This is a genomic window from Streptomyces sp. YIM 121038 (assembly GCF_006088715.1).
Lineage (GTDB): Bacteria > Actinomycetota > Actinomycetes > Streptomycetales > Streptomycetaceae > Streptomyces.
The window spans coordinates 5345136-5365722 of the sequence record NZ_CP030771.1 but is presented as its reverse complement, the minus strand read 5'-3'; the positions used below and the strand labels follow the sequence as shown (position 1 = coordinate 5365722).

The 20587-nt window shown below is 71.1% G+C and carries 19 protein-coding genes, 1 tRNA gene and 2 pseudogenes; 13 read left to right on the top strand and 9 right to left on the bottom strand.

Going from position 1 to position 20587, the window contains the following annotated elements; genetic code table 11:
* Positions 1–176 precede the first annotated feature (176 nt).
* Both C9F11_RS22900 and C9F11_RS22895 read left to right on the top strand, forming a co-directional pair.
* Positions 177–851: a Crp/Fnr family transcriptional regulator gene (locus C9F11_RS22900; protein WP_006382668.1), complete on the top strand. Its 675-nt coding sequence runs from the start codon at positions 177–179 to the stop codon at positions 849–851.
* 118 nt (positions 852–969) lie between these two features.
* Positions 970–1794 carry a nucleotidyltransferase domain-containing protein gene (locus C9F11_RS22895; RefSeq protein ID WP_138961032.1) on the top strand — a complete coding sequence of 275 codons (825 nt, stop codon included), beginning with the start codon at positions 970–972 and terminating at the stop codon, positions 1792–1794.
* Here C9F11_RS22895 and C9F11_RS22890 read toward each other — a convergent pair.
* The 4 genes from C9F11_RS22890 to C9F11_RS22875 form a co-directional block, all read right to left on the bottom strand.
* Positions 1791–2621, bottom strand: coding sequence for an MBL fold metallo-hydrolase (locus C9F11_RS22890; RefSeq protein WP_138961031.1), 831 nt, complete (start codon positions 2619–2621; stop codon positions 1791–1793). The two genes, C9F11_RS22895 and C9F11_RS22890, sit on opposite strands and share 4 nt — an antisense overlap.
* A gap of 49 nt (positions 2622–2670) precedes the next feature.
* On the bottom strand, positions 2671–3537 hold the full coding sequence (locus C9F11_RS22885) for an NUDIX hydrolase (protein ID WP_138961030.1): 867 nt from the start codon (positions 3535–3537) through the stop codon (positions 2671–2673).
* A gap of 100 nt (positions 3538–3637) precedes the next feature.
* Positions 3638–4102, bottom strand: a complete 465-nt coding sequence (locus tag C9F11_RS22880; RefSeq protein WP_138961029.1) for a RidA family protein — start codon at positions 4100–4102, stop codon at positions 3638–3640.
* Positions 4099–4260, bottom strand: a complete 162-nt coding sequence (locus C9F11_RS22875) for a DUF4177 domain-containing protein (RefSeq protein WP_003975360.1) — start codon at positions 4258–4260, stop codon at positions 4099–4101. The genes C9F11_RS22880 and C9F11_RS22875 overlap by 4 nt, the downstream gene beginning before the upstream one ends.
* Positions 4261–4342: 82 nt before the next feature.
* On the opposite strand from C9F11_RS22875, the gene C9F11_RS22870 reads away from it, so the two are divergent.
* On the top strand, positions 4343–5317 hold the full coding sequence (locus tag C9F11_RS22870) for an ArsA-related P-loop ATPase (protein WP_138961028.1): 975 nt from the start codon (positions 4343–4345) through the stop codon (positions 5315–5317).
* A 58-nt stretch (positions 5318–5375) separates the two neighbouring features.
* On the top strand, positions 5376–6761 hold the full coding sequence (locus C9F11_RS22865; protein ID WP_138961027.1) for an ArsA family ATPase: 1386 nt from the start codon (positions 5376–5378) through the stop codon (positions 6759–6761).
* A gap of 131 nt (positions 6762–6892) precedes the next feature.
* Here the strand turns inward: C9F11_RS22865 and C9F11_RS22860 are convergent, their stop codons facing one another.
* Entirely contained in the window at positions 6893–7237 is a 345-nt protein-coding gene (locus C9F11_RS22860; RefSeq protein WP_171075821.1) for a WhiB family transcriptional regulator, read from the bottom strand.
* 439 nt (positions 7238–7676) lie between these two features.
* Here C9F11_RS22860 and C9F11_RS22850 point away from each other — a divergent pair, with 439 nt between their 5' ends.
* Positions 7677–9965 carry a transglycosylase domain-containing protein gene (locus C9F11_RS22850; RefSeq protein WP_138961026.1) on the top strand — a complete coding sequence of 763 codons (2289 nt, stop codon included), beginning with the start codon at positions 7677–7679 and terminating at the stop codon, positions 9963–9965.
* A gap of 539 nt (positions 9966–10504) precedes the next feature.
* Here the strand turns inward: C9F11_RS22850 and C9F11_RS22845 are convergent.
* Complete coding sequence (locus tag C9F11_RS22845; protein ID WP_138961025.1) at positions 10505–10972, bottom strand: GatB/YqeY domain-containing protein; 468 nt, start codon at positions 10970–10972, stop codon at positions 10505–10507.
* Positions 10973–11103: 131 nt separating this feature from the next.
* Here C9F11_RS22845 and C9F11_RS22840 point away from each other — a divergent pair, with 131 nt between their 5' ends.
* The 4 genes from C9F11_RS22840 to C9F11_RS47490 all read left to right on the top strand — a co-directional run bounded on the left by C9F11_RS22840 (position 11104) and on the right by C9F11_RS47490 (position 14162).
* Positions 11104–12039, top strand: coding sequence for a metallophosphoesterase (locus tag C9F11_RS22840; RefSeq protein WP_138961024.1), 936 nt, complete (start codon positions 11104–11106; stop codon positions 12037–12039).
* 109 nt (positions 12040–12148) lie between these two features.
* A tRNA-Pro gene (locus tag C9F11_RS22835) sits at positions 12149–12222 on the top strand.
* A 238-nt stretch (positions 12223–12460) separates the two neighbouring features.
* Positions 12461–13249 (top strand): DUF1883 domain-containing protein, encoded by a 789-nt coding sequence (locus C9F11_RS22825; protein WP_138961022.1) that lies wholly within the window; start codon positions 12461–12463, stop codon positions 13247–13249.
* Positions 13250–13493: 244 nt separating this feature from the next.
* Positions 13494–14162 (top strand): hypothetical protein, encoded by a 669-nt coding sequence (locus C9F11_RS47490; protein ID WP_171075583.1) that lies wholly within the window; start codon positions 13494–13496, stop codon positions 14160–14162.
* 102 nt (positions 14163–14264) lie between these two features.
* Here C9F11_RS47490 and C9F11_RS22820 read toward each other — a convergent pair.
* The 3 genes and pseudogenes from C9F11_RS22820 to C9F11_RS22810 form a co-directional block, all read right to left on the bottom strand.
* Positions 14265–15548: pseudogene (locus C9F11_RS22820) on the bottom strand (LacI family DNA-binding transcriptional regulator); the annotation flags it as partial.
* A gap of 27 nt (positions 15549–15575) precedes the next feature.
* Positions 15576–15893, bottom strand: a complete 318-nt coding sequence (locus tag C9F11_RS22815) for a helix-turn-helix domain-containing protein (RefSeq protein WP_138966869.1) — start codon at positions 15891–15893, stop codon at positions 15576–15578.
* A 122-nt stretch (positions 15894–16015) separates the two neighbouring features.
* Positions 16016–16273: a helix-turn-helix transcriptional regulator gene (locus C9F11_RS22810; protein ID WP_138961021.1), complete on the bottom strand. Its 258-nt coding sequence runs from the start codon at positions 16271–16273 to the stop codon at positions 16016–16018.
* A gap of 476 nt (positions 16274–16749) precedes the next feature.
* Here C9F11_RS22810 and C9F11_RS22805 point away from each other — a divergent pair, with 476 nt between their 5' ends.
* From C9F11_RS22805 to mobC, 4 genes and pseudogenes are all read left to right on the top strand, one after another.
* Complete coding sequence (locus C9F11_RS22805; protein ID WP_138961020.1) at positions 16750–17670, top strand: hypothetical protein; 921 nt, start codon at positions 16750–16752, stop codon at positions 17668–17670.
* A gap of 17 nt (positions 17671–17687) precedes the next feature.
* On the top strand, positions 17688–18392 hold the full coding sequence (locus tag C9F11_RS22800; RefSeq protein ID WP_138966867.1) for an ATP-binding protein: 705 nt from the start codon (positions 17688–17690) through the stop codon (positions 18390–18392).
* 457 nt (positions 18393–18849) lie between these two features.
* Positions 18850–19866: pseudogene (locus C9F11_RS22795) on the top strand (DUF2637 domain-containing protein).
* A gap of 346 nt (positions 19867–20212) precedes the next feature.
* Complete coding sequence (gene mobC / locus C9F11_RS47485) at positions 20213–20584, top strand: plasmid mobilization relaxosome protein MobC (RefSeq protein ID WP_171076110.1); 372 nt, start codon at positions 20213–20215, stop codon at positions 20582–20584.
* Positions 20585–20587 lie beyond the last annotated feature (3 nt).

The following is a 20587-nucleotide window of genomic DNA, read 5'->3' as shown; positions in this document are numbered from 1 at the left end:
GCTTCCGGCCGGGCGGCCGCGTCCGGCGCCGATCCCCCGGATCAGCCCCCAATTGGCCCCCTTCCGCATTGCCTCCGTCACAAGTGCGGCAGACTTGAGTGACTGATCACACTGTTTGAACCGTCCGGCAAACTGGGGCACCCGTCCCCTGATGCAGGTCGACAAGGAGAGAACTCGTGGACGACGTTCTGCGGCGCGCCCCGCTCTTCGCGGCGCTCGATGACGAGCAGGCCGCGGAGCTCCGCGCCTCCATGAGTGAGGTGACGCTCGCACGCGGGGACGCGCTCTTCCATGAGGGCGACCCCGGAGACCGCCTGTACGTGGTCACCGAAGGCAAGGTGAAGCTCCACCGCACCTCCCCCGACGGCCGCGAGAACATGCTCGCCGTCCTGGGCCCCGGCGAGCTCATCGGTGAGCTCTCGCTCTTCGACCCGGGCCCCCGCACCGCCACCGCCACCGCCCTCACCGAGGTCAAGCTGCTCGGCCTCGGCCACGGCGACCTCCAGCCGTGGCTCAACGCGCGCCCGGAGGTGGCCGCCGCCCTGCTGCGCGCCGTCGCCCGGCGCCTGCGCAAGACCAACGACCAGATGTCGGACCTCGTGTTCTCCGACGTCCCCGGCCGCGTGGCCCGCGCCCTGCTCGACCTGTCCCGCCGCTTCGGCGTGCAGTCCGAAGAGGGCATCCACGTGGTGCACGACCTCACGCAGGAAGAGCTCGCCCAGCTGGTCGGCGCCTCCCGCGAGACGGTCAACAAGGCCCTCGCGGACTTCGCGGGCCGCGGCTGGCTCCGCCTGGAGGCCCGCGCCGTGATCCTCCTGGACGTCGAGCGCCTGGCCAAGCGGTCCCGCTGACCCGTACGCCGTACCGAACGCACCGCGCCCACCGGGCACGGTGCGTTCGGCGTACGCCCCGACGTGCCGCATCGGAAAAGTGCGTGCCCCAGGGGCACCCACCCTGCACAGTGGCCCCATGACTACCGTCAGCCGTGGGCTCGACAGCCAGGGGTACATCGAGCGCGAGGGCTCCCTGGGACGGATCCAGGACGCCTTCCGGCCGGTCGTCGCCGCCGCGCGCGACCGGGTCGCCGACGTCTTCGGCAAGCGGCTCGACAGCGCCTATCTGTACGGCTCGGTGCCGCGCGGCACCGCCCGCGTCCACCGCTCCGACCTGGACCTCCTGCTCGTCCTGCGCGAGGAGCCGAGCGAGGCCGACCGCGCGGACGCGCACGCCGTGTCCGCCGCCGTCGACAAGGAGTTCACGGAGGTCGACGGCGTCGGCATCCTGCTCCTGAGCCGCGCACGCGTCCTGAGCGAGCACGAGACGTACGACCACGGCTGGTTCCTCGCCTGCCTCTGTACGCCGCTCCTGGGCGCGGACCTGGCCGAATTCCTGCCCCGCTACCGGCCCGACGGCCGGCTCGCCCGGGAGACCAACGGCGACCTGGCCGCGCTGCTCCCGTCCTGGCGCGAGCGCCTCGACGCCGCCGCGGCCGCGGGCGACGACGCGGCCCTGCGGGCCCTGTGCCGGACGGTCTCCCGGCGCCTCGTCCGCACCGGCTTCACGCTCGTCATGCCCCGCTGGCACGGCTGGACCGGCGAACTCGCCGAGATGGCCGAGGTGTTCGGCCGCTACTACCCCGAGTGGGCCGACCGGATGCGGACGGCCGCCGCCGTGGCGTACGAGCCCGTGGCCGACCCCGGTGTGCCGCGCGAACTCATGGAGACGCTCGGGCCGTGGCTCGCGGCGGAGTACACCGCACGGCACGGTGTGCGGACACCGGGGCCCTGGGGCTAGATCAGGCCGTGTTCCTTGAGGTACTCCAGCTGCGCGTGCACCGACAGCTGCGCGGCGGGCCACAGGGAGCGGTCCACGTCCGCGTACACGTGCGCCACGACGTCGGACGCCGTCGTATGGCCGTTCTCGACGGCCGTCTCCACCTGGGCGAGGCGGCTGGCGCGGTGCGCCAGATAGAACTCGACCGCCCCCTGGGCGTCCTCCAGGACCGGGCCGTGACCGGGCAGGACCGTGTGCACGCCGTCGTCGACGGTCAGCGAGCGCAGCCTGCGCAGCGAGTCCAGATAGTCGCCGAGCCGGCCGTCGGGGTGGGCGACCATCGTGGTGCCGCGCCCCAGGATCGTGTCGCCCGTCAGGACGGCCCGGTCGGCCGGGAGGTGGAAGCAGAGCGAGTCGGCCGTGTGGCCCGGCGTCGGGACGACGCGCAGCTCCAGGCCCCCGGTGGTGATCACATCACCCGCGGCGAGGCCCTCGTCGCCCAGGCGCAGCGCCGGGTCGAGGGCGCGGACCTTACTGCCCGTCAGCTCGGCGAAGCGGGCGGCGCCCTCGGCGTGGTCGGGGTGGCCGTGCGTGAGGAGGGTGAGCGCGACCCGCTTCCCGGCGCGCTCGGCGGCCGCCACGACCTCGGCGAGGTGTCCCTCGTGCAGGGGGCCCGGGTCGATGACGACCGCGAGGTCGGAGTCCGGTTCGGCGACGACCCAGGTGTTGGTGCCGTCCAGGGTCATCGCGGACGCGTTGGGGGCGAGGACGTTGACGGCGCGGGCGGTGGCGGGGCCGCTGAGCACCCCGCCACGTGGCTGGCCCGGCAGGGCCGCTGCTTCGGTCATGCGGGGATGGCTCCCGTCGGCATCGGGGCGGTCGTCGCGGGCAGCGGATTCACGCCGCGCCGCCGGAGGGGATGTGCTTGGTGAACTCCTCGTGGCCCGGCCAGGAGAGCACCAGCTCCCCGTCCTCCAGGCGGGCCCGGGCCAGGACGGGCGCGAGGTCGTGCCCGGCGGCCGCGGCCACCGCGTCGGCGGCGGCCCGGTGCGGGGCCAGCTGACGCAGGGTGGCGATGGTGGGCGGCATCATGACGAGTTCGCCGCGGTCGTAGCGGGCGGCGGCCGCGGCGGGGCTCAGCCACTCCGTGCGGTCGGCCTCCGTGGAGGCGTTGCGGGTGCGCTGGCCCGCCGGGAGCGCGGCCACGAAGAAGAACGTGTCGTAGCGGCGCGGCTCGAACTCCGGGGTGATCCAGCGGGCCCACGCGCCCAGGAGGTCGCTGCGCAGCACCAGGCCGCGGCGGTCGAGGAACTCGGCGAAGGACAGGTCGCGGTCCACGAGGGCCCGGCGGTCGGCCTCCCAGTCGTCGCCCGTGGTGTCACCGACGACCGAGTCCGGGCCGGGGCCCGCGAGCAGGACCCCGGCTTCCTCGTAGGTCTCGCGGACGGCCGCGCACACCGTGGCCTGCGCCGCGGCCTCGTCGACGCCGAGCCGGGCGGCCCAGGCGGCGCGCGGCGGGCCCGCCCAGCGGACGGCCCGCTCGTGGTCGCGGGGGTCGACGCCACCGCCCGGGTAGGCGTACGCGCCCGCCGCGAAGGGCATCGACGTACGGCGCCGGAGCATGTGCACCTCCGGGCCCCGAGGGGTGTCCCGCAGGAGCAGCACCGTCGCGGCGGGGCGCGGGGGCGCCGGGGTCAGCTCGCCGCTCGCGAGGGCGCGGACGCGGTCGGGCCACTCCGGGGGGTACCACTGCCCATCTGCCATGGGCGGAGGCTATCCGAGGTGGCGCGGATGTTCGAGGGTCACCTTTCGGCGCCCGGGGCGGGCGGGCGGGGCGGGGCCGCCGCCCCGCCCACCCGTGGCGCTACGGCTTGAGCTCGACCTGGATCTCGACCTCCACCGGGGCGTCCAGCGGGAGCACCGCCACGCCCACCGCGCTGCGCGCGTGCACGCCCGCGTCGCCGAGGGCCGCGCCGAGCAGCTCGCTCGCGCCGTTGAGCACGCCGGGCTGGCCGGTGAAGTCGGGGGCCGAGGCGACGAAGCCGGTGACCTTCACGACCCGGGCGATCCGGTCCAGGTCGCCCGCGACGGACTTCACGGCCGCCAGGGCGTTGAGCGCGCACAGCCGGGCCAGGTCCTTGGCCTCCTCGGGCGTGACCTCGGCGCCGACCTTGCCGGTGACGGGCAGCTTGCCGTCCACCATGGGCAGCTGCCCGGCGGTGTACACGTACACGCCGGACTGCACGGCCGGCTGGTACGCCGCGAGCGGCGGGACGACCGCGGGCAGCGTGTGCCCGAGCTCCGCCAGCTTCGCCTCTACCGTGCTCATGCCTGCTTCTCGCGCTTCAGATAGGCCACCAGCTGCTCCGGGTTGTTCGGGCCCGGGACGACCTGGACGAGCTCCCAGCCGTCCTCGCCCCAGGTGTCCAGGATCTGCTTCGTGGCATGGACGAGCAGCGGCACGGTTGCGTATTCCCACTTGGTCATACGGCGACTGTAATGCCTGGGACCGGCCTGCTGTGGGCAGCCTCATGCGTAGCCCGCGAGGGGACTGGTTAGGCTCGAAGACGTGAGCAGGCTCCAGGTCGTCAGCGGCAAGGGCGGTACCGGCAAGACCACGGTCGCCGCGGCCCTCGCGCTCGCCCTCGCGACCGAGGGCAGACGCACCCTCCTCGTGGAGGTCGAGGGCAGACAGGGCATCGCGCAGCTCTTCGAGACGGAAGCGCTTCCGTACGAGGAGCGGAAGATCGCCGTGGCCCCCGGCGGCGGGGAGGTGTACGCCCTGGCCATCGACGCGGAACTGGCGCTGCTCGACTACCTCCAGATGTTCTACAAACTCGGCGGCGCGGGCCGCGCCCTGAAGAAGCTCGGCGCCGTGGACTTCGCGACGACGGTCGCGCCGGGCCTGCGGGACGTGCTCCTCACCGGCAAGGCCTGCGAGGCCGTCCGCCGCAAGGACAAGAACGGGCGGTACGCGTACGACTGCGTGATCATGGACGCGCCGCCCACCGGCCGCATCACGCGCTTCCTGAACGTGAACGACGAGGTCGCCGGGCTCGCCAAGATCGGCCCGATACACAACCAGGCCCAGGCCGTGATGCGCGTCCTCAAGTCCCCCGAGACGGACGTGCACTTGGTGACGCTCCTGGAGGAGATGCCCGTCCAGGAGACCGCCGACGGCATCGCCGAGCTGCGCGCCGCGGGCCTGCCCGTGGGCCGCGTGATCGTGAACATGGTGCGCCCGGCGCTCCTGGACGAGGCCGCGCTCGACCTCGGCCTGGAGCGCGCCCCCCGCGCCGCCCTCGCGAAGTCCCTCGCGGCGGCGGGGCTCGGCGGGGCCCGCGGCGCCGCCGGGCGGCTCGTGGACCCGCTCCTGGACCAGGCCGCCGAGTACGCGGCGCGGCACGCCCTGGAGGCCTCCCAGCGCGAGGTCCTCGCCGGTCTCGACCTGCCCCGGCACGAACTGCCGCTGCTGGCCGACGGGATGGACCTGGCGGGCCTGTACGAACTCGCCAAGGAGCTGCGCCACCAGGGGGTCGCGTGACCTCCCGCCGTCCGGCACCAGCACGCCCGGAAGCACACCCCCGGAAGCCAAGGAACTCATGAGCCTCGATCCGGCACGTGACCCGCTCGACGTAGACGCGCTGCTCGACGACCGCAAGACGCGCATCGTGGTGTGCTGCGGCTCGGGGGGCGTCGGCAAGACCACGACGGCGGCGGCCCTGGGGCTGCGCGCCGCCGAACGGGGGCGCTCCGTCGTGGTGTTGACGATCGACCCCGCCCGGCGCCTCGCGCAGTCCATGGGGATCGACTCCTTGGACAACGTGCCCCGGCGCGTGGAGGACATCAAGGGCGAGGGCGAGCTGTGCGCCATGATGCTCGACATGAAGCGCACCTTCGACGAGATCGTCGAGGCGCACGCGGACGAGGAACGCGCGCGGGCGATCCTGTCCAACCCCTTCTACCAGTCGCTCTCGGCGGGCTTCGCGGGCACGCAGGAGTACATGGCGATGGAGAAGCTGGGGCAGCTGCGGGCCCGGGACGACTGGGACCTGATCGTCGTGGACACCCCGCCCTCGCGCTCGGCCCTGGACTTCCTGGACGCGCCCAAGCGGCTCGGCTCCTTCCTCGACGGCAAGCTGATCCGGCTCCTGATGGCCCCGGCGAAGGTGGGCGGCCGGGCCGGGATGAAGTTCCTGAACGTCGGCATGTCGATGATGACGGGCGCCCTGGGCAAGCTGCTCGGCGGCCAGCTGCTGCGGGACGTACAGACCTTCGTCGCGGCGATGGACACGATGTTCGGCGGCTTCCGCAAGCGCGCGGACGCCACCTACCGGCTGCTCCAGGCGCCGGGCACGGCGTTCCTCGTGGTGGCGTCGCCGGAGCGGGACGCGCTGCGGGAGGCGGCGTACTTCGTGGAGCGGCTCGCGGCGGACGACATGCCGCTGGCCGGTCTCGTGCTGAACCGCGTGCACGGCAGCGGAGCGGCCGGCCTCTCGGCGGAGCGGGCGCTCGCGGCCGCCGAAAATCTTGAGGAGCGCGGCATTGTGGATCAGGAGGACGGGAAGGTTGGAGGGCGTAGCTCCTCTGAGGCTCCCTCCTCCGAGACCCCCGCCTCAGCGGCTCCCCCCTCTTCTGAGGCCCCCGGCAGTTCAGCGTCCACCGGCACCCCGCCCGCAGGGCCCGAGCCCGCACCAGCACCCGGACCGGCCCCGTCCGGCGCCGCCGCGCCGTCGGCCGTCGGCGCGTCCGCCGACCCCGCCGTCGACCGGCTCACCGCGGGGCTGCTGCGGCTGCACGCGGAGCGGATGCGTCTGATCGCCCGGGAGCAGCACACGCGTGACCGCTTCACCGCGCTCCACCCGGAGGTGGCGGTGGCCGAGGTGGCCGCGCTGCCGGGTGACGTGCACGACCTCGCGGGCCTGCGCGCCATCGGCGAGCAGCTCGCGGCGGCGCACGGCACCGCGGGACCCGCCGGGGCGGCGTGAGCCCGGCGCCCTGACGGCAGCCCGAAGGCACCCTGACGGCACCGGTGGCCCGGCGCACGGCTCCGGGGCCGCCCGAGCGAGGCGGCCCCCTGGGAGCCGGTCAGCTGATCCGCATGACGCGTGACGTGGCGTCAGCCCACGGCCGCGTAGCTCTCGTACGTCTCCTCGTCGTCCAAGTCCACGGGCAGCAGGCCCGCGCCGCGCTCGTACTCGGAGCGCGCTGTCTCCAGGAGCCTGCGCCACGAGGTGACGGTGGGGCGCCTGCGCAGCAGCGCACGGCGCTCCCGCTCCGTCATTCCGCCCCACACGCCGAACTCGACGCGGTTGTCCAGCGCGTCGGCCAGGCACTCGGTCCGCACCGGGCAGCCGGTGCACACCGCCTTGGCCCTGTTCTGCGCTGCTCCTTGTACGAACAGTTCATCCGGATCGGTAGTGCGGCAGGCGGCCTGCGCACTCCAGTCGGTTACCCAGCCCATACCGGCGCCGTCCTCTCCCGAATCGAGGCTCCCCCACGGCGGCAGCGGCATATTCACCGCCGCCAGTTGAGGACGTTACGGAAGGTGGGCACAGCGCAACACCCCCTTCGGGCCCAATCTTGAATGGCCCGAACGGACTATGCGTAAGCGGCAGATCACCCGACGGAGTGAGCTGGCGACATGCGTGACCAACCCGGCAAACACGGGCAGTTCAGTTGAGTCACAGCGGACACGGGACGACGCATGGGGCGGATCCGGACGGGGTTCCGCCGGACCGGCCGGATACGGGCGGTAACCGCGCCGCATTCGATAAACGCTGAACGAACGGGGAAAGGCCGACGTAGAACGTGGTGCGGGACCGCACTGCTGTGACAGTTGAGAGCAGCTTAGGCCAAGGCATATACGCCTGTCCGGCGAATCAGAACGTAGGCTGCCCCCCATGGGAAACAAGCGATCGGGCGGTGGTCTGTCCCCTGCGCAGCAGACCGCCAAGTTCCTGGGCGTCAGCGTGCTCGCGGGCGCGGTGCTCGCCGGGATCGCGCTGCCCGCCGCGGGAGTGATCGGGCTCGCGGCCAAGGGATCCGTCGAGGGCTTCGACGAGATCCCGGCGAACCTGAAGCAGCCGCCGCTGAGCCAGCGCACGACCATCCTGGACTCCGCGGGCGGCCCCATCGCCACCGTGTACTCGCGCGACCGCACCGTGGTCCCGCTGAAGCGCATCTCCCCGTACATGCAGAAGGCGATCGTCGCCATCGAGGACGCCCGGTTCTACGAGCACGGCGCGGTGGACCTCAAGGGCATCCTGCGCGCGCTGAACCAGAACGCGCAGAGCGGCGGCGTCTCCCAGGGCGCCTCGACGCTCACGCAGCAGTACGTGAAGAACGTCTTCGTGGAGGAGGCCGGTGACGACCCCGCGAAGGTCGCCGAGGCCACCCAGCAGACGCTCGGCCGCAAGATCCGCGAACTGAAGTACGCGATCCAGGTCGAGGAGGAGCTCGGCAAGAAGCGGATCCTCAAGAACTACCTGAACATCACGTACTTCGGTCAGGCCGCGTACGGCGTCGAGGCCGCGTCCCAGCGCTACTTCTCCAAGCCGGCCAAGGACCTGAAGCTCCAGGAGGCCGCGCTGCTCGCGGGCATCGTGCAGTCCCCGAGCCGCTACGACCCGGTGAACGACGCGACCGAGGCCAAGCAGCGGCGCAACGTCGTGCTCCAGCGCATGGCCGACACCCACGACATCTCGCAGGCCGAGGCCGACCGCGCCAAGAAGACCCGGCTCGACCTGGACGTGAGCCGCCCCAAGAACGGCTGCATCACCGCCGTGAAGGGCGCCGGGTTCTTCTGCAAGTACGTCGAGAAGGTCTTCAAGAACGACCCGGCGTTCGGCAAGAGCAAGGAGGCCAGGGCCAAGCTCTGGAACCGCGGCGGCCTGCGGATCAGGACCACCCTCGACCCGCAGACCCAGCGCTCGGTGCAGTCCTCGATAAAGGATCACGTCTACCGGACCGACGAGGTGGCGACCGCCGCGACCATCGTCGAGCCGGGCACCGGCAAGATCCTCGGCATGGGCCAGTCGCGCCCCTTCGGCTACGGCAAGAACGAGACCGAGATCAATCTGTCCGTGGACCAGTCGATGGGCGGCGGCGCGGGCTACCAGCCCGGTTCGACGTTCAAGCCGATCGTGGCCGCCGCCGCCCTGGAGCGCGGCATGTCACCGGGCAAGCGCTACTCGGCCCCGTACGAGATGCCGTACCCGTCGAGCGTCGCCGCCTGCGACGGCAAGACGTGGCGCAACGACCCCAGCCGGCCCGCGAAGCTCACCAACGAGAACGAGTCCGAGGTCGGCCCCTACCGGCTGCGGGAGGCCACCGCGAAGTCGGTCAACACCTACTTCGTGCAGATGATCGGCGACCTCGGCATCTGCCCGGTCACCGAGATGGCCGGGAAGATGGGCGTCGAGCGGGCCAACGGCAAGCCGATGGACCAGGCCCCCTCGATCGCGCTCGGCACCCAGGAGGTGTCGCCGCTGACGATGGCGAGCGCGTACGCGACGTTCGCGGCGCGCGGCAGGTACTGCACGCCGATCGCCATCGAGTCGATCAGCACGATCGCGGGCAAGTCCCTTCCGGTGCCGAAGTCGACGTGCTCGCGGGCCATGTCGGAGCGGACCGCCGACACGATCAACACCCTCCTGAAGGGCGTCGTCGAGGACGGCACCGGCAAGCAGGCGGGCCTCGGCGCCCGCGACAGCGCGGGCAAGACGGGTACGACCGACTACCGGTACGCGGCCTGGTTCGCGGGCTACACCCCGAACATGTCGGGCGCGGTCTGGGTCGGTGACCCGGCCCACGAGCGCAAGATGATCGACATCTCCATCGGCGGCCGCGGCTACGGCAAGGTCTTCGGTGGCGAGGTGCCGGGGCCGATCTGGCGCGACGCCATGAGCGGCGCCCTCACGGGCAAGCCCGACCCGCGCTTCGACACCGTCCGGCTGCCGGGCGACCGGGACCGCGACGACCACGACGACCACGACGGCGGTGGGAACGACGGCGGTGGGAACGACGGCGACGACGGCAAGCCGGGTGACGGCAACGGCAACGGCGGGAGCCCCTGGCCGGACATCATCGGCGGCAACGACAACGGCGGCAACGGCAATGGCGGCGACGGCCCGGGCGGTTGGGGCGACGGCGGCGGCTGGGGCGACGGCGGACGGCGCGGACGCGACTGAGGCCGACGGCCCGCGCCGGGCCACACGGTGACAGGGGCGGCCCCTGAGCTCTGGCTCGGGGGCCGCCCCTGTGTGGTGCGGGGCGGGGCGGTCCGGTCCGGGGGAGGGCGGGGGCGGTGGCCGCCCTAAGCGGGGGGCCGCCCGCAGCGGGGCGGGACTCGTCGCCGGAGGTGGGGCCGCCCGAGGTGAGGGGGCCGCTGCCCGCGGGGGGCAGGGCTCGCCGCCCGCGACGGGGGCGGCCCGAGGCGGGAGCCGCCGCCCGAACGAGGTCGGAGCCGCCGCCCGAACGGGGTGGGAGCCGCCGCCCGAACGGGGTGGGAGCCGCCGCCTGTGAGGGGCGGGGCTCGCCTCCGGAGGTGGGGCCGCCCGAGGGGGGCACTGCCCGCGAGGGGCAGGGCTCGCCGCCCGCGACGGGGGCGGCCCGAGGCGGGAGCCGCCGCCCGAACGAGGTCGGAGCCGCCGCCCGCGAGGGGCAGGGGCAGACGCCCGCGGCGGGGGCCGCCGCCCGCGAAGGGCAGGGGCAGACGCCCGCGGCGGGGTCAGCTGCCCGCGAGGAGGCGCTTGACCGTGGCGGCGACGCGGCCGCCCTCGGCCTGGCCCGCCACCTTCGGGTTCACGATCTTCATGACCTGGCCCATGGCCCGGGGGCCCTCCGCACCCGCGCCCTTCGCCTCGGCGACGGCCTCGGCGACGATCCGCTCCAGGTCGTCGTCGGAGAGCTGCTTGGGCAGGTACTCGGCGAGGACCTCGCCCTCGGCGCGCTCGCGCTCGGCCTGCTCGGGGCGGTTGCCCTGGGCGAAGGCGTCGGCCGCCTCGCGGCGCTTCTTCGCCTCGCGGGTGATCACCTTCTGCACCTCGTCGTCGGAGAGCTCGCGCTTCTCCTTGCCCGCGACCTCTTCCTTCGTCACGGCGGCGAGCGTCATCCGCAGCGTCGAGGAGCGCAGCTCGTCGCGCCCCTTGATCGCGGCGTTGAGGTCGGCCTGAAGCTTCGACTTGAGCGTGGTCATGGGGCAATTGTGGCAGGTGGGCAGCCCGGTCGGCCCCTTCATTTCCGGGCGGCGCTCCGGGCCCGTCTCCGGCCCGCCCTCCCCGGGCCCTCGCCACCGACGGGACGCACCGGGTCTGACACGATGGAGGTATGCGCGCGCGATACGCAGTACCTCTGGGAATCACGGCGACGGCCGCGGCCGGAATCGCCTACTCCGTGGGCATCGAGACCCGCATGTTCCGGCTGAGGCGGGTGACGGTTCCCGTGCTGCCGCCGGGGATGCGACCGCTGCGCGTGCTCCAGGTCTCGGACATCCACATGGTGTCCGGGCAGCGCAAGAAGCAGCGCTGGCTGCGTTCGCTCGCGGGCCTGCGCCCCGACTTCGTGATCAACACGGGCGACAACCTGTCGGACCCGGAGGGCATCCCCGAGGTCCTGGACTCGCTGGGCCCGCTGATGGCCTTCCCCGGGGCGTACGTCTTCGGCTCGAACGACTACTACGGGCCCAAACCCCGCAACCCCGCCCGCTACTTGCTGGAGAAGGTCCAGGGCCGCCACGGCCTGAACGGCAACCCGCCCGCGGTGGGCGTCGTCCACATCGACTGGGAGGACCTGCGCGACGGCTTCGACGCGGCGGGCTGGGTCAACCTCACGAACACCCGGGGCACCCTCAAGATCGACGGCTACGAGATCGCGCTGACCGGCCTGGACGACCCGCACATCAAGCGGGACCGGTACGAGCAGGTCGCGGGCGGCCCCGACACCGGCGCCGACTTCTCGATGGCCGTCGTGCACGCCCCCTACCTCCGCTCCCTGGACGCCTTCACCGCCGACGGCTACCCGCTGGTCCTCGCGGGCCACACCCACGGCGGCCAGCTCTGCATCCCCTTCTACGGGGCCCTCGTCACCAACTGCGACCTGGACACGGACCGCGTGAAGGGACTCTCCACGCACGAGGCCGGAGGCCACACCTCCTACCTCCACGTCTCCGCCGGCTGCGGCGCCAACCGCTACACCCCGCTGCGCTTCGCCTGCCCGCCCGAGGCCACGCTCCTGACCCTCACGGAGCGCCCCGCACGGGCCTGACCCACGCCCTCCGGAAAACCGGATTTCGTCTCCGGCCGCCGGTCCGCTAAAGTAATCGATGTCGCCGCGACCTGCGCAGCAGAGCTGACAGGCAGCGGAGCATCGACATCGGGGTGTGGCGCAGCTTGGCAGCGCGCTTCGTTCGGGACGAAGAGGTCGTGGGTTCAAATCCCGCCACCCCGACAGCTGTAAGACCAGGTCAGGGGCCTGATCCGCGAGAGCGGGTCAGGCCCCTGAGTGGTTTCTGGAGACGATCTGGGAGCCGTTTGGGAGCCGACTTCCGAAAGTCGGCTCCGACTGACACCACTGAGCGGTAAGCGCCCAGTCGGCGTCTCCCCTCTTGCCTTACGCCGCCGACTGTCAGTGGCAGTCCATACCCTGGGATGCGCTTGGCCGCACCGCACGCCTCCCAGGAGCGCTTATGGAACACGCCTATTACGACCTCGGCAGCCTCAAGAGAGGTTCCACAGTCGTCGTCACCTTGCGCAACCAAGCCAATGTCCAGGTGATGACGCGCAGCGAGTACAGCAAGTACAAGTCGGGGAAGAGGTACCGATACCTGGGCGGTCGCGTCAATCGGTCCCCTCACCGGATCACCATCCCGAGTAACGGACACTGGGTCGCGGCCATCGACCTCGGCGGCCGCACCGGCCGCATCACCTCATCGGTTCAGGTTCAACCGCCTCCGCTGGGCTTCCTGCCCCCAGCCCGCAACGAGCACGGCAGCCCGGCCCGCTCCGTCGCGGTCCATGAGCCGGAGGAGCCCCCTGGCGACGTGCTTGGCGGCCAGACCTGGGACGTCTTCATCTCCCATGCGTCCGAGGACAAAGGAGCTGTTGCCCGCCCCCTTCGAGACGCACTGACCACGCTAGGCGTGACTGTCTGGCTCGACGAAGCCCAGATGCGGATCGGCCACAGCCTCCGTCGCAAGATCGATGAAGGGATTAGAGCAAGCCGAATCGGCATCGTCGTGCTCTCGGCCCCCTTCTTCGCCAAGGGCTGGACCAACCACGAACTCGACGGACTCATCACCCGTAACGTGGCCGGAGAGCAGTCGCTCCTGCCGATCTGGCACAACCTGCACGTTGAAGACGTCCGGCGCTACAGCCCCTCCCTCGCAGACAAGGTGGCGATGAGCACCAGCGACTATTCCATCGGGGAGATCGCACGACAGATCGCTGACGTGGTACGAGAGGAAGAAGCCGCTTAGCCCACGAACACAACCGCCGACTCAGCTACCGACGCGCCCCTTCCAGAGTGGCATGATCACGTTTACCGGAGCGGAGTCCAACGACCTCCGGGGGCACCAGGTGGCCTCCGTGCGCCAGCGAGGGCCACCAGATAATACGAAGCGTCAGGGCGTGAGGAGTCCGGTGGCCAGACAGAGTGGACGCGAGGGAAACAGCACGGTTCGAATAGGTTTACGCATGGTGTTAGCCGGTCTCATAGGCAGCGTGATCGGCATTGCAACATATTCCATCAGTCAGACTGGTGGGCAGCAATTGTCGATCATCGTGGGGTGCCTCACCGGTGTGGCCGCAGCACTTGGCCTGGAGCTGTATCGCAGGACCGCTCAGCTGACCGAGGTCCGCCTCGTCCTTTTCGGCAACGAGATGTCGTTCATCACTAAGACGGACATGCGTCAGGCCGCTCAGAGGATGTTCTTCCAAGCCGCCACCCGGGTGGCTACTCGCCCGCTGGAAGAAGGGAGTGGGAACCTACGCGAGGCCCTGACCTCTCTCAATACGCTCTTCGACCTCTATCGCGATCCGCTAGAGGGCCATACGACCCCTCCTCCACCTGCCAAGGGGGACTCGGTGTACGAACTAGCCCTAGACGTGCTCAACTTCGAGTTAGCTCCGTTCCTGGCCAAGTGGCACCCAAGCCTGCAGCGTTTCGAGGAAAGCCACCCTGACAAGGACGAATCCGAGTGGTTGGAGAACACCGCGTTCCGCACAGAACTTCGCCAACTGCAGGAACGCCTGCGGCCGTACGTGATCGGGCTCGGAGAGATCGCTGGTATCCGTGATCCGGAGCGGCATCTGCGCCCTTCGGGGCGTTCCACGCAGCCCCGTCTTACGGTGCCCCAACAGGATGGGACACGGCCCGGACCGCGGGAGTGACGATACGGCAGGTCGCGCAGCGGTCGCGATGGCACATGAAGACAAGGTGACAATCTCGATGGCGCAGGAGTTCGCGGGCCAGACCTGGCCGGCGAAGCTCCGAGTCCGGTGGGTGTGGCGCAGGCCATGGGGTGTGAGGCCCTTGGCGATCGGGATCCAGCAGGCGTCGGCCCGGTCGGCGGCGCCGCGGCCTCGGGCTGGGATGCCGGGCCAGGGATCGCCGAGGATCGGCACCGGGCGGGCCTCCTGGGGTGCCTTCTTCGGGTACCAACCGGAGACCGCCGGGGTGAACAACCAAGTGGCGAAGCCGTTTCGGCGTCAGTGGGCCGCGTGCTCCGATGTGGTGCCGCCGCGTACGAAGCCGAGGTCGGCGATCGCCTGCTCGACGCGGGCTCGGGTGTCCTCGCGTACGCGGTCGGGGTGGTTGAGGACGTTGGAAACCGTGCCGGTGGAGACTCCGGCGCGGCGTGCGACATCAGCCAGCTTCGCGCCCAGGTGGCCGCCGGTGCGGGCTGCACCCTGGCCCCTGAAGACGTACGTCCTGCCGTGGCAGGGGCACGGCAGGGGCTTCGTACGGGCGATGTGGTTGAGGACAAGGGCGGACAGCCAGTCCGGCGAGTCGATGGTGCGGTAGCTGTCGTCCTTGGGCGGGCAGCGGACCAGCTCGCCGGTATCCAGCTCGTACAGCTGCCACTCGACGCGGAAGGCAGCAGGGCGGACGAACTCCGTTTCGAGACCGACGATTTCGCCCCAGCGTTTGCCGGTGTAGCCCTTGAGAACCGTGGCGACGAACTCGTCGTCGCGGCCGGAGAGCAGGGCAGCCCGCTCAGCGGTGAGCAGGATGCCGAGGGCGTCAGTGACGACCTTCTCCGGGCCGCGGTCGCGGGAGCGGCCGGCACGCTTGCCGCGCCCGCGTCGCCGGGCGGCCGGGTTGGACGTGAGCAGGCCCTCGTCGATCGCGTCCTCGAAGATCAGGTGGAGCGTGGAGCGCCAGGTCTTGACGCTGGAGGCCGCGTACGCGGCCCGCTCCTTCTTCTCCCACAGCTCGACGTCCGTGCGCAGGATGCCTGCGAGCGCCTTGTCCTCGAAGTCGGGGAGCAGGTGCTCCTCGATGTGGCGCTTGTAGTTCTGCATCGTTGAGGCGGCCAGGTCCTGGGCGGCGTACCAGCGGCTCGCGTACTCGCCGAAGGTCTCCTGGCCGAGTGCCGGGTCGCGCCAGTCTCCGCGCCGGTACTTGTTCTCCGCCTCACTCGCGGCACGCTGAGCCTCGCCCTTGGTAGCGAACTTGATCGCCTTGCCGTTGTCGTCGGCGACCGTGAGGTGCTTGCCGGGCGCGATCTTGTACCGGCCGCGCCAGTAGTTTCCGCGCTTCTCCGCGAAACCCACGTATTCCTCCCCTTCCTGCGTCGTCGGCTAGGCGGCTGTCCCGAACTGGCTCTGATGGGCTCGGCGTGGTGGCCGGGCGCGCAGGCGAGCCGTGGACGCGGCAGACGACGGAGAAGGCTGAGGTGAGGAGGACTTGGGCGCACGAGGAGCTTCGGCTCGCTGCCGCGGAATTGCGGGGCGGGTCTCGTGCATGCGGATGATCTCCGCTAGGTGCTCGTCGGTGAAGCGGTAGGCACGACCGACCCTCGTGAAGGGGATGAGCCGTCGGCGGGCGCGGTCCTTGACCCACCAGGCGGAGCAGCCGAGTACGTCGGCGATCTCCTCGGGGACGTAGAGGCGTGGCAGCGAGGAGCCGCCTTCGGGGCGGAGCGGAGCAGGCGTGGGCGCGGCGGGTATTGCGGCTTGGGGCAAGAGTGAGGGGTCCTTACGTAGGCGGTGCTGGGGGGCATGAGTTGGAATGCCCGCGATCACAGCGCGGTGTCGCCCTCCAGGAGGGCGAAGGGCGGGACGTGGAGGGCCTGGGCCAGGGCAGCGAGGTCGTCGATGTCGCAGCGACGCTGGGCGCGTTCGATACGGGAGAGCGCCGTGTTCGACATCGGGTGGCCGAGGGCGGTCACACGGGTGGCGAGCTGGCGTTGGGAAAGTCCGCGCTCGGTACGGAGAATTTCGATGGTTCGGGCGGTCCGGATTCCTACTGAACCGATTTGAAGGGGTCGGGCTGCCATGGGTTTTTTGTAGCTCGCCTTCTCCGGTTTCGCTAACCGGGGATCGTCTGCTATAAAGCACGCCGCGATTCCCAAACCGGCAACTCGGGCATTCAGGGGTCGGGGGTGGAATGCCGACCCTGCTCTGACGTGCGGTGTTGTGTTGTAGCTTCCCGGGCAGCGGGCCGTCAACGCTTCGGCAATGTGATCCTTCTGGCTCGGTTAATTGTGCCGACGATTTCGGCGACTGGGGATTGCGTCTTACTGTTTTGGCGGGGCGCCGCCCGCCTCATTTCCAGCGGCATTTCTGCCGTGAGAGATGGGGGTGGACTTATGCGGTGGGGTGTGGCTGTGTTGACGACACCCCCCCGCATACGCGGATGCCTGCGGCGCACGCCCCGCCGTAGGTCACGAACCGCCCCTCTCTCTCCCCCCCCGACCAACGACGGTGAGCCCTGCCCGACCGCCCGGCCACCGAGTGAGGACACCCACCTGCCTTGGCACGGATACGCACCATCAAGCCGGAAGCCTTCACCTCTGAGTCGCTGGCCGAGGTCTCGATCTCCGCGGAACGGACCTTCTTCGGGCTCCTCACCCAGGCCGACGACCACGGCTGCTTCCGCGACCAAGCCGCCGTCATCGCCGGTGCCCTGTGGTCACTGCGCCCCGAACACGGCCCGCTGGCGGTCGAGGACGACCTCACCCAGCTCGCCGGGGCCGGCCTGATCTGCCGCTACGAAGGCCACGACGGCAAGAACTACCTGCACATCGTCACCTGGGCCAAGCACCAGAAGATCAATCGGCCCAGCGGCAGCCGCTGCCCTCCGTGCCCGCGCCACGAGGGCGGACGGCCCGCGCAGCCCTCCGCGAGCCATCACGCAGGACTCACGGGGCCTTCGGTGAGCTCTCCCGGAGTCCTCGCCGAGGAGTCGCACACTCTGCGGGAGTCTTCGGCGAAAAGCGGCGAAACCGCAGCTCGGGAGGGTTTCAGTGAGGCATCACGGAACATTCCGGGAGGGCTCACTGAGGACTCAGTGAGCCCTCATGGCCCGGATCTAGGACCTAGGATCCTGGATCTAGGATCACCTCCGGTGGGGGGCGCGAGCGCCCCCGCACTCGAGTCCGTCTCGGCCAAGGCGCTCATCGCCGAGTACTCCGCCGCATGCGCCAACCGGCCGCCCAGAGGCTTCCTGGGGCATCTCGGCAAGGAGACCGCCCGTCTGCTCGCCGAAGGCATCGACGCGGCGTACGTGCGCGCCGGTCTCGAGCGACTGCGGGCCAAGGGCCTGCATCCCAGCGTGCTGCCGAGCCTGGTCAACGAGGCCATGAACCCGCCCTCGTCGAGCGGCACGTCCGCAGGGCACCGGCCGTGGACCAACCCGGTCGACGCGCAGGCCGCGTACGGAGGTGAGCTGTGACCACGGCGACCTCTGCGATCTCTGCGCGCGAGCCACGCCAACTGGGCGGCGCAGTGGCCAAACTGGAGGCAATCCTGGCCGCCCGCGACATCGATCCCACCGCCGTGGTCGACGCCGCGCCGTCGCCGGAGCCGGTGACCGCGCTGGAGCTGGCAGCCGCCCGCATCCCGCGCCGCTACCTCAACGCCCTGGCCGACCACGCCGACGTATCGGCCTGGGTCGAGGAGATCGCGGCTGCCGGACGGCCGGGGCCGGGCGGCGCACCGGGCATCGCCTACGGCCCCTCGCTGCTGATCGCGGGCCCGACCGGAACCGGCAAGACCTACCAGGCGTACGGCGCCATCCGCTCGCTGCTCGGCGCCGGGGTCCGGCTGCGCTGGGAGGCCATCACCACCGCTGAGCTGCACGCCACCCTGCGCCCACGCCAGGGCCACGACGGCGAACGCCGCTTCCAGGAACTGGCCCGCAGCCCGCTGCTGCTCCTCGACGACCTCGGCGCCGCCAAGGCATCGGAGTGGACCGAGGAGCTGACCTACCGACTCATCGACCACCGGTACGTCCACGAGCTGCACACCCTCATCACCACCAACCTCCCCATCGCCGACCTGCGCACCGCCGTCGGCGACCGCGTCGCCTCCCGCCTCGCCGAGATGACCCGCCGCGTCATCCTCGACGGCCCCGACCGCAGGCGCGGCACGGTCACCGGCCCGCGCGGGCATTAACAGGCCCTTGCGCCCCGGCGCCGCCTCGGCCGTCTCGTCGACAGCAAGCTGGCCACCAAGGCCGACGGCGTTGCCGAAGAGGGACGAGCAGACCCGCTCCTACGCCACCGTCCGATGCCTCACCGCCGTCGGCTGAATCCCTACCGGTGCGCGCGGAGCGATCACGCGAGCATCCACGCCGTACATGCGCCCAGGCGTACACGCGCGGAGCCCTCTTCAGAACGGCCCGCGTGCACGCCCCTCACTCCCGCCCCACAGGCCCCACCTCTCCACCCTGGAGCCCACTGCCTTGCACTTCCCTGCCCCGAGCGCACCGGCAGCCATACGCGGCAACCACAGCACCCATGCAGGCAGTGACCCTGCTACCGCTCGCTCCGGCCGCCGACGACGAGGCCCTCACCAACATGACGATCCTGGCGATGCTCGCCGGGCACCCGCACCCACTGGCGAGCATCGCGTGAACCGCAACGGACGCATCACCCTGGTCGTCGGCCTGGTGCCAGTCGTCCTCATGGCCTTCCGCGTCTCGTGGAACGCGCTGTCCGACGTGGCCCGCGCCATCGGCGCCGACTCCACCGCCGCCCTGCTCTACCCGATCGTGGTCGACGGGCTGATGGCCCTTGCACTGGTCGCCACGCTCGTGCTGACCGGTCCCGACCGGAAGTTCGCGCTGCGGGTTCTGGCGGCCTACACGATCGCCAGCCTCCTTCTGAACTACGTGCACGGCCTTGCTCCGGCCCTGCACACCTCGTCGATCCGGTGGGGCCGACTGGCCGACTGAGAGCCTGCGAACTGGGCCCTGGTGCTGTTGGCGACCTCGCTCCCGGTCGGGTCGATCTACTTCGGGTCGGACCTCGTGGCGAAGGTGCTGCACCACAACCCCGAGTCGGCCGACTCCGCCGAAGTGTCCTCGGCCCAGTCGGGCAACCGACAAGCCGACGAGTCGGCCGGTCAGGCAGCCAGTGAACAGGCTGCCCGGTCGGCATCTGACCAGGCCGAATCGGGCCTCGACCAGCTGGCCGAGTCGACCTCTGTGGAAGTCACCGAGGCGCCCGTGGCGAGGCCGACCGAGACCGACGAGTCGGCCCCCGCCCGCGCTGCCCGACCGCCCCGGTCGGTTGTGGCGGAGTCGACCGGCGCCGCCCCGCGTCAGGCGACCGGTCGGGGCCCCGCCACCACCGAGTCGACCGCCGACCGCACCCGCTCCCGCACCGACGCCGAAGCCCTCGACGAGGCCCGAATCCTGACCGCTGCCTGGGGAGACGACGAGCTGACCGCCGAGCGTCTGCGCACCGAACTACGTGTCGGCCAGAAGCGCGCTCGCATCGTGCGCGACCAGCTGCGGGCCGAGCGGACCGGTCACGCCGAGCCCGTCGTGGACGACGGCTTCGAGGCCGAGCCTCTGGAGAGCCCCGACGAGGCCACCCCCCAGCCACAGAGGGAACTCAGCACAGCCCCGGCCGATGCGGCCTGACCCCCACCAACGCACCACTCGCCCCGCCCCGTGTCCCGTGCTGACAAACACGGGACACGGGGGCCGCACACAGCCAAGCACCCAGTACCAGCACCCCACGGAGATCCATCGCATGCACGACCAGCACCACGAACCCCTCACAGCTCAGCAGCAGTCGACCATCACCCCCGTCACACACGCAGCAAGTTGTCGGGTAAGGAGTCCTTACCCGGCCTCCGCCCCACAGGGGGCGGAGGCTTCCGGCGCCGAGGGGGCACCGGAGTCGGCCGGCCCGGGGGAGCCGACCGAGGGAGGAACAAGCGAGCCGTCGTCGAACGCGCCGCAGCAGCCTGCACCGCGTCGCCGTCTGCGTGACAAGCAGCTGCGCGAGCACCGCGTCCATCCCCGCTACAACGACGACGAGTACGCCCTCGTGAAGAACGCCGCCGCCCTGAGCCGTATGAAGCCCGGCGGCTACGTCGCCGAGTGCTCGCTGGCCGCCGCCCGCTCCGATGACCCCACAGCCGCGGTCGCCGACTACCGGGCCATGGTTAAGGCGCTGATGGCCGCCAACGGGCAATTGGGCAAGATCGGCAACAACCTCAACCAGCTCACACGGCACCTCAACAAGGACGGCGCCTGGCCCCACCCCGACACCGTCCAGCGGCTCCTGGACCGCGTCGAGGCGTCGATCGCCGACGTGGACACCGCCGTCTCCCAGATCACAGAGGGCCGGTGAGAC

Excerpts from the sequence above, each read along its gene's own strand:
- C9F11_RS22895 (WP_138961032.1), top strand. The coding sequence starts at position 970 with ATGACTACCGTCAGCCGTGGGCTCGACAGCCAGGGGTACATCGAGCGC.
- C9F11_RS22890 (WP_138961031.1), bottom strand. The coding sequence starts at position 2,621 with ATGACCGAAGCAGCGGCCCTGCCGGGCCAGCCACGTGGCGGGGTGCTC.
- C9F11_RS22885 (WP_138961030.1), bottom strand. The coding sequence starts at position 3,537 with ATGGCAGATGGGCAGTGGTACCCCCCGGAGTGGCCCGACCGCGTCCGC.
- C9F11_RS22880 (WP_138961029.1), bottom strand. The coding sequence starts at position 4,102 with ATGAGCACGGTAGAGGCGAAGCTGGCGGAGCTCGGGCACACGCTGCCC.
- C9F11_RS22875 (WP_003975360.1), bottom strand. The coding sequence starts at position 4,260 with ATGACCAAGTGGGAATACGCAACCGTGCCGCTGCTCGTCCATGCCACG.
- C9F11_RS22865 (WP_138961027.1), top strand. The coding sequence starts at position 5,376 with ATGAGCCTCGATCCGGCACGTGACCCGCTCGACGTAGACGCGCTGCTC.
- C9F11_RS22860 (WP_171075821.1), bottom strand. The coding sequence starts at position 7,237 with ATGGGCTGGGTAACCGACTGGAGTGCGCAGGCCGCCTGCCGCACTACC.
- C9F11_RS22850 (WP_138961026.1), top strand. The coding sequence starts at position 7,677 with ATGGGAAACAAGCGATCGGGCGGTGGTCTGTCCCCTGCGCAGCAGACC.
- C9F11_RS22845 (WP_138961025.1), bottom strand. The coding sequence starts at position 10,972 with ATGACCACGCTCAAGTCGAAGCTTCAGGCCGACCTCAACGCCGCGATC.
- C9F11_RS22840 (WP_138961024.1), top strand. The coding sequence starts at position 11,104 with ATGCGCGCGCGATACGCAGTACCTCTGGGAATCACGGCGACGGCCGCG.
- C9F11_RS22825 (WP_138961022.1), top strand. The coding sequence starts at position 12,461 with ATGGAACACGCCTATTACGACCTCGGCAGCCTCAAGAGAGGTTCCACA.
- C9F11_RS22810 (WP_138961021.1), bottom strand. The coding sequence starts at position 16,273 with ATGGCAGCCCGACCCCTTCAAATCGGTTCAGTAGGAATCCGGACCGCC.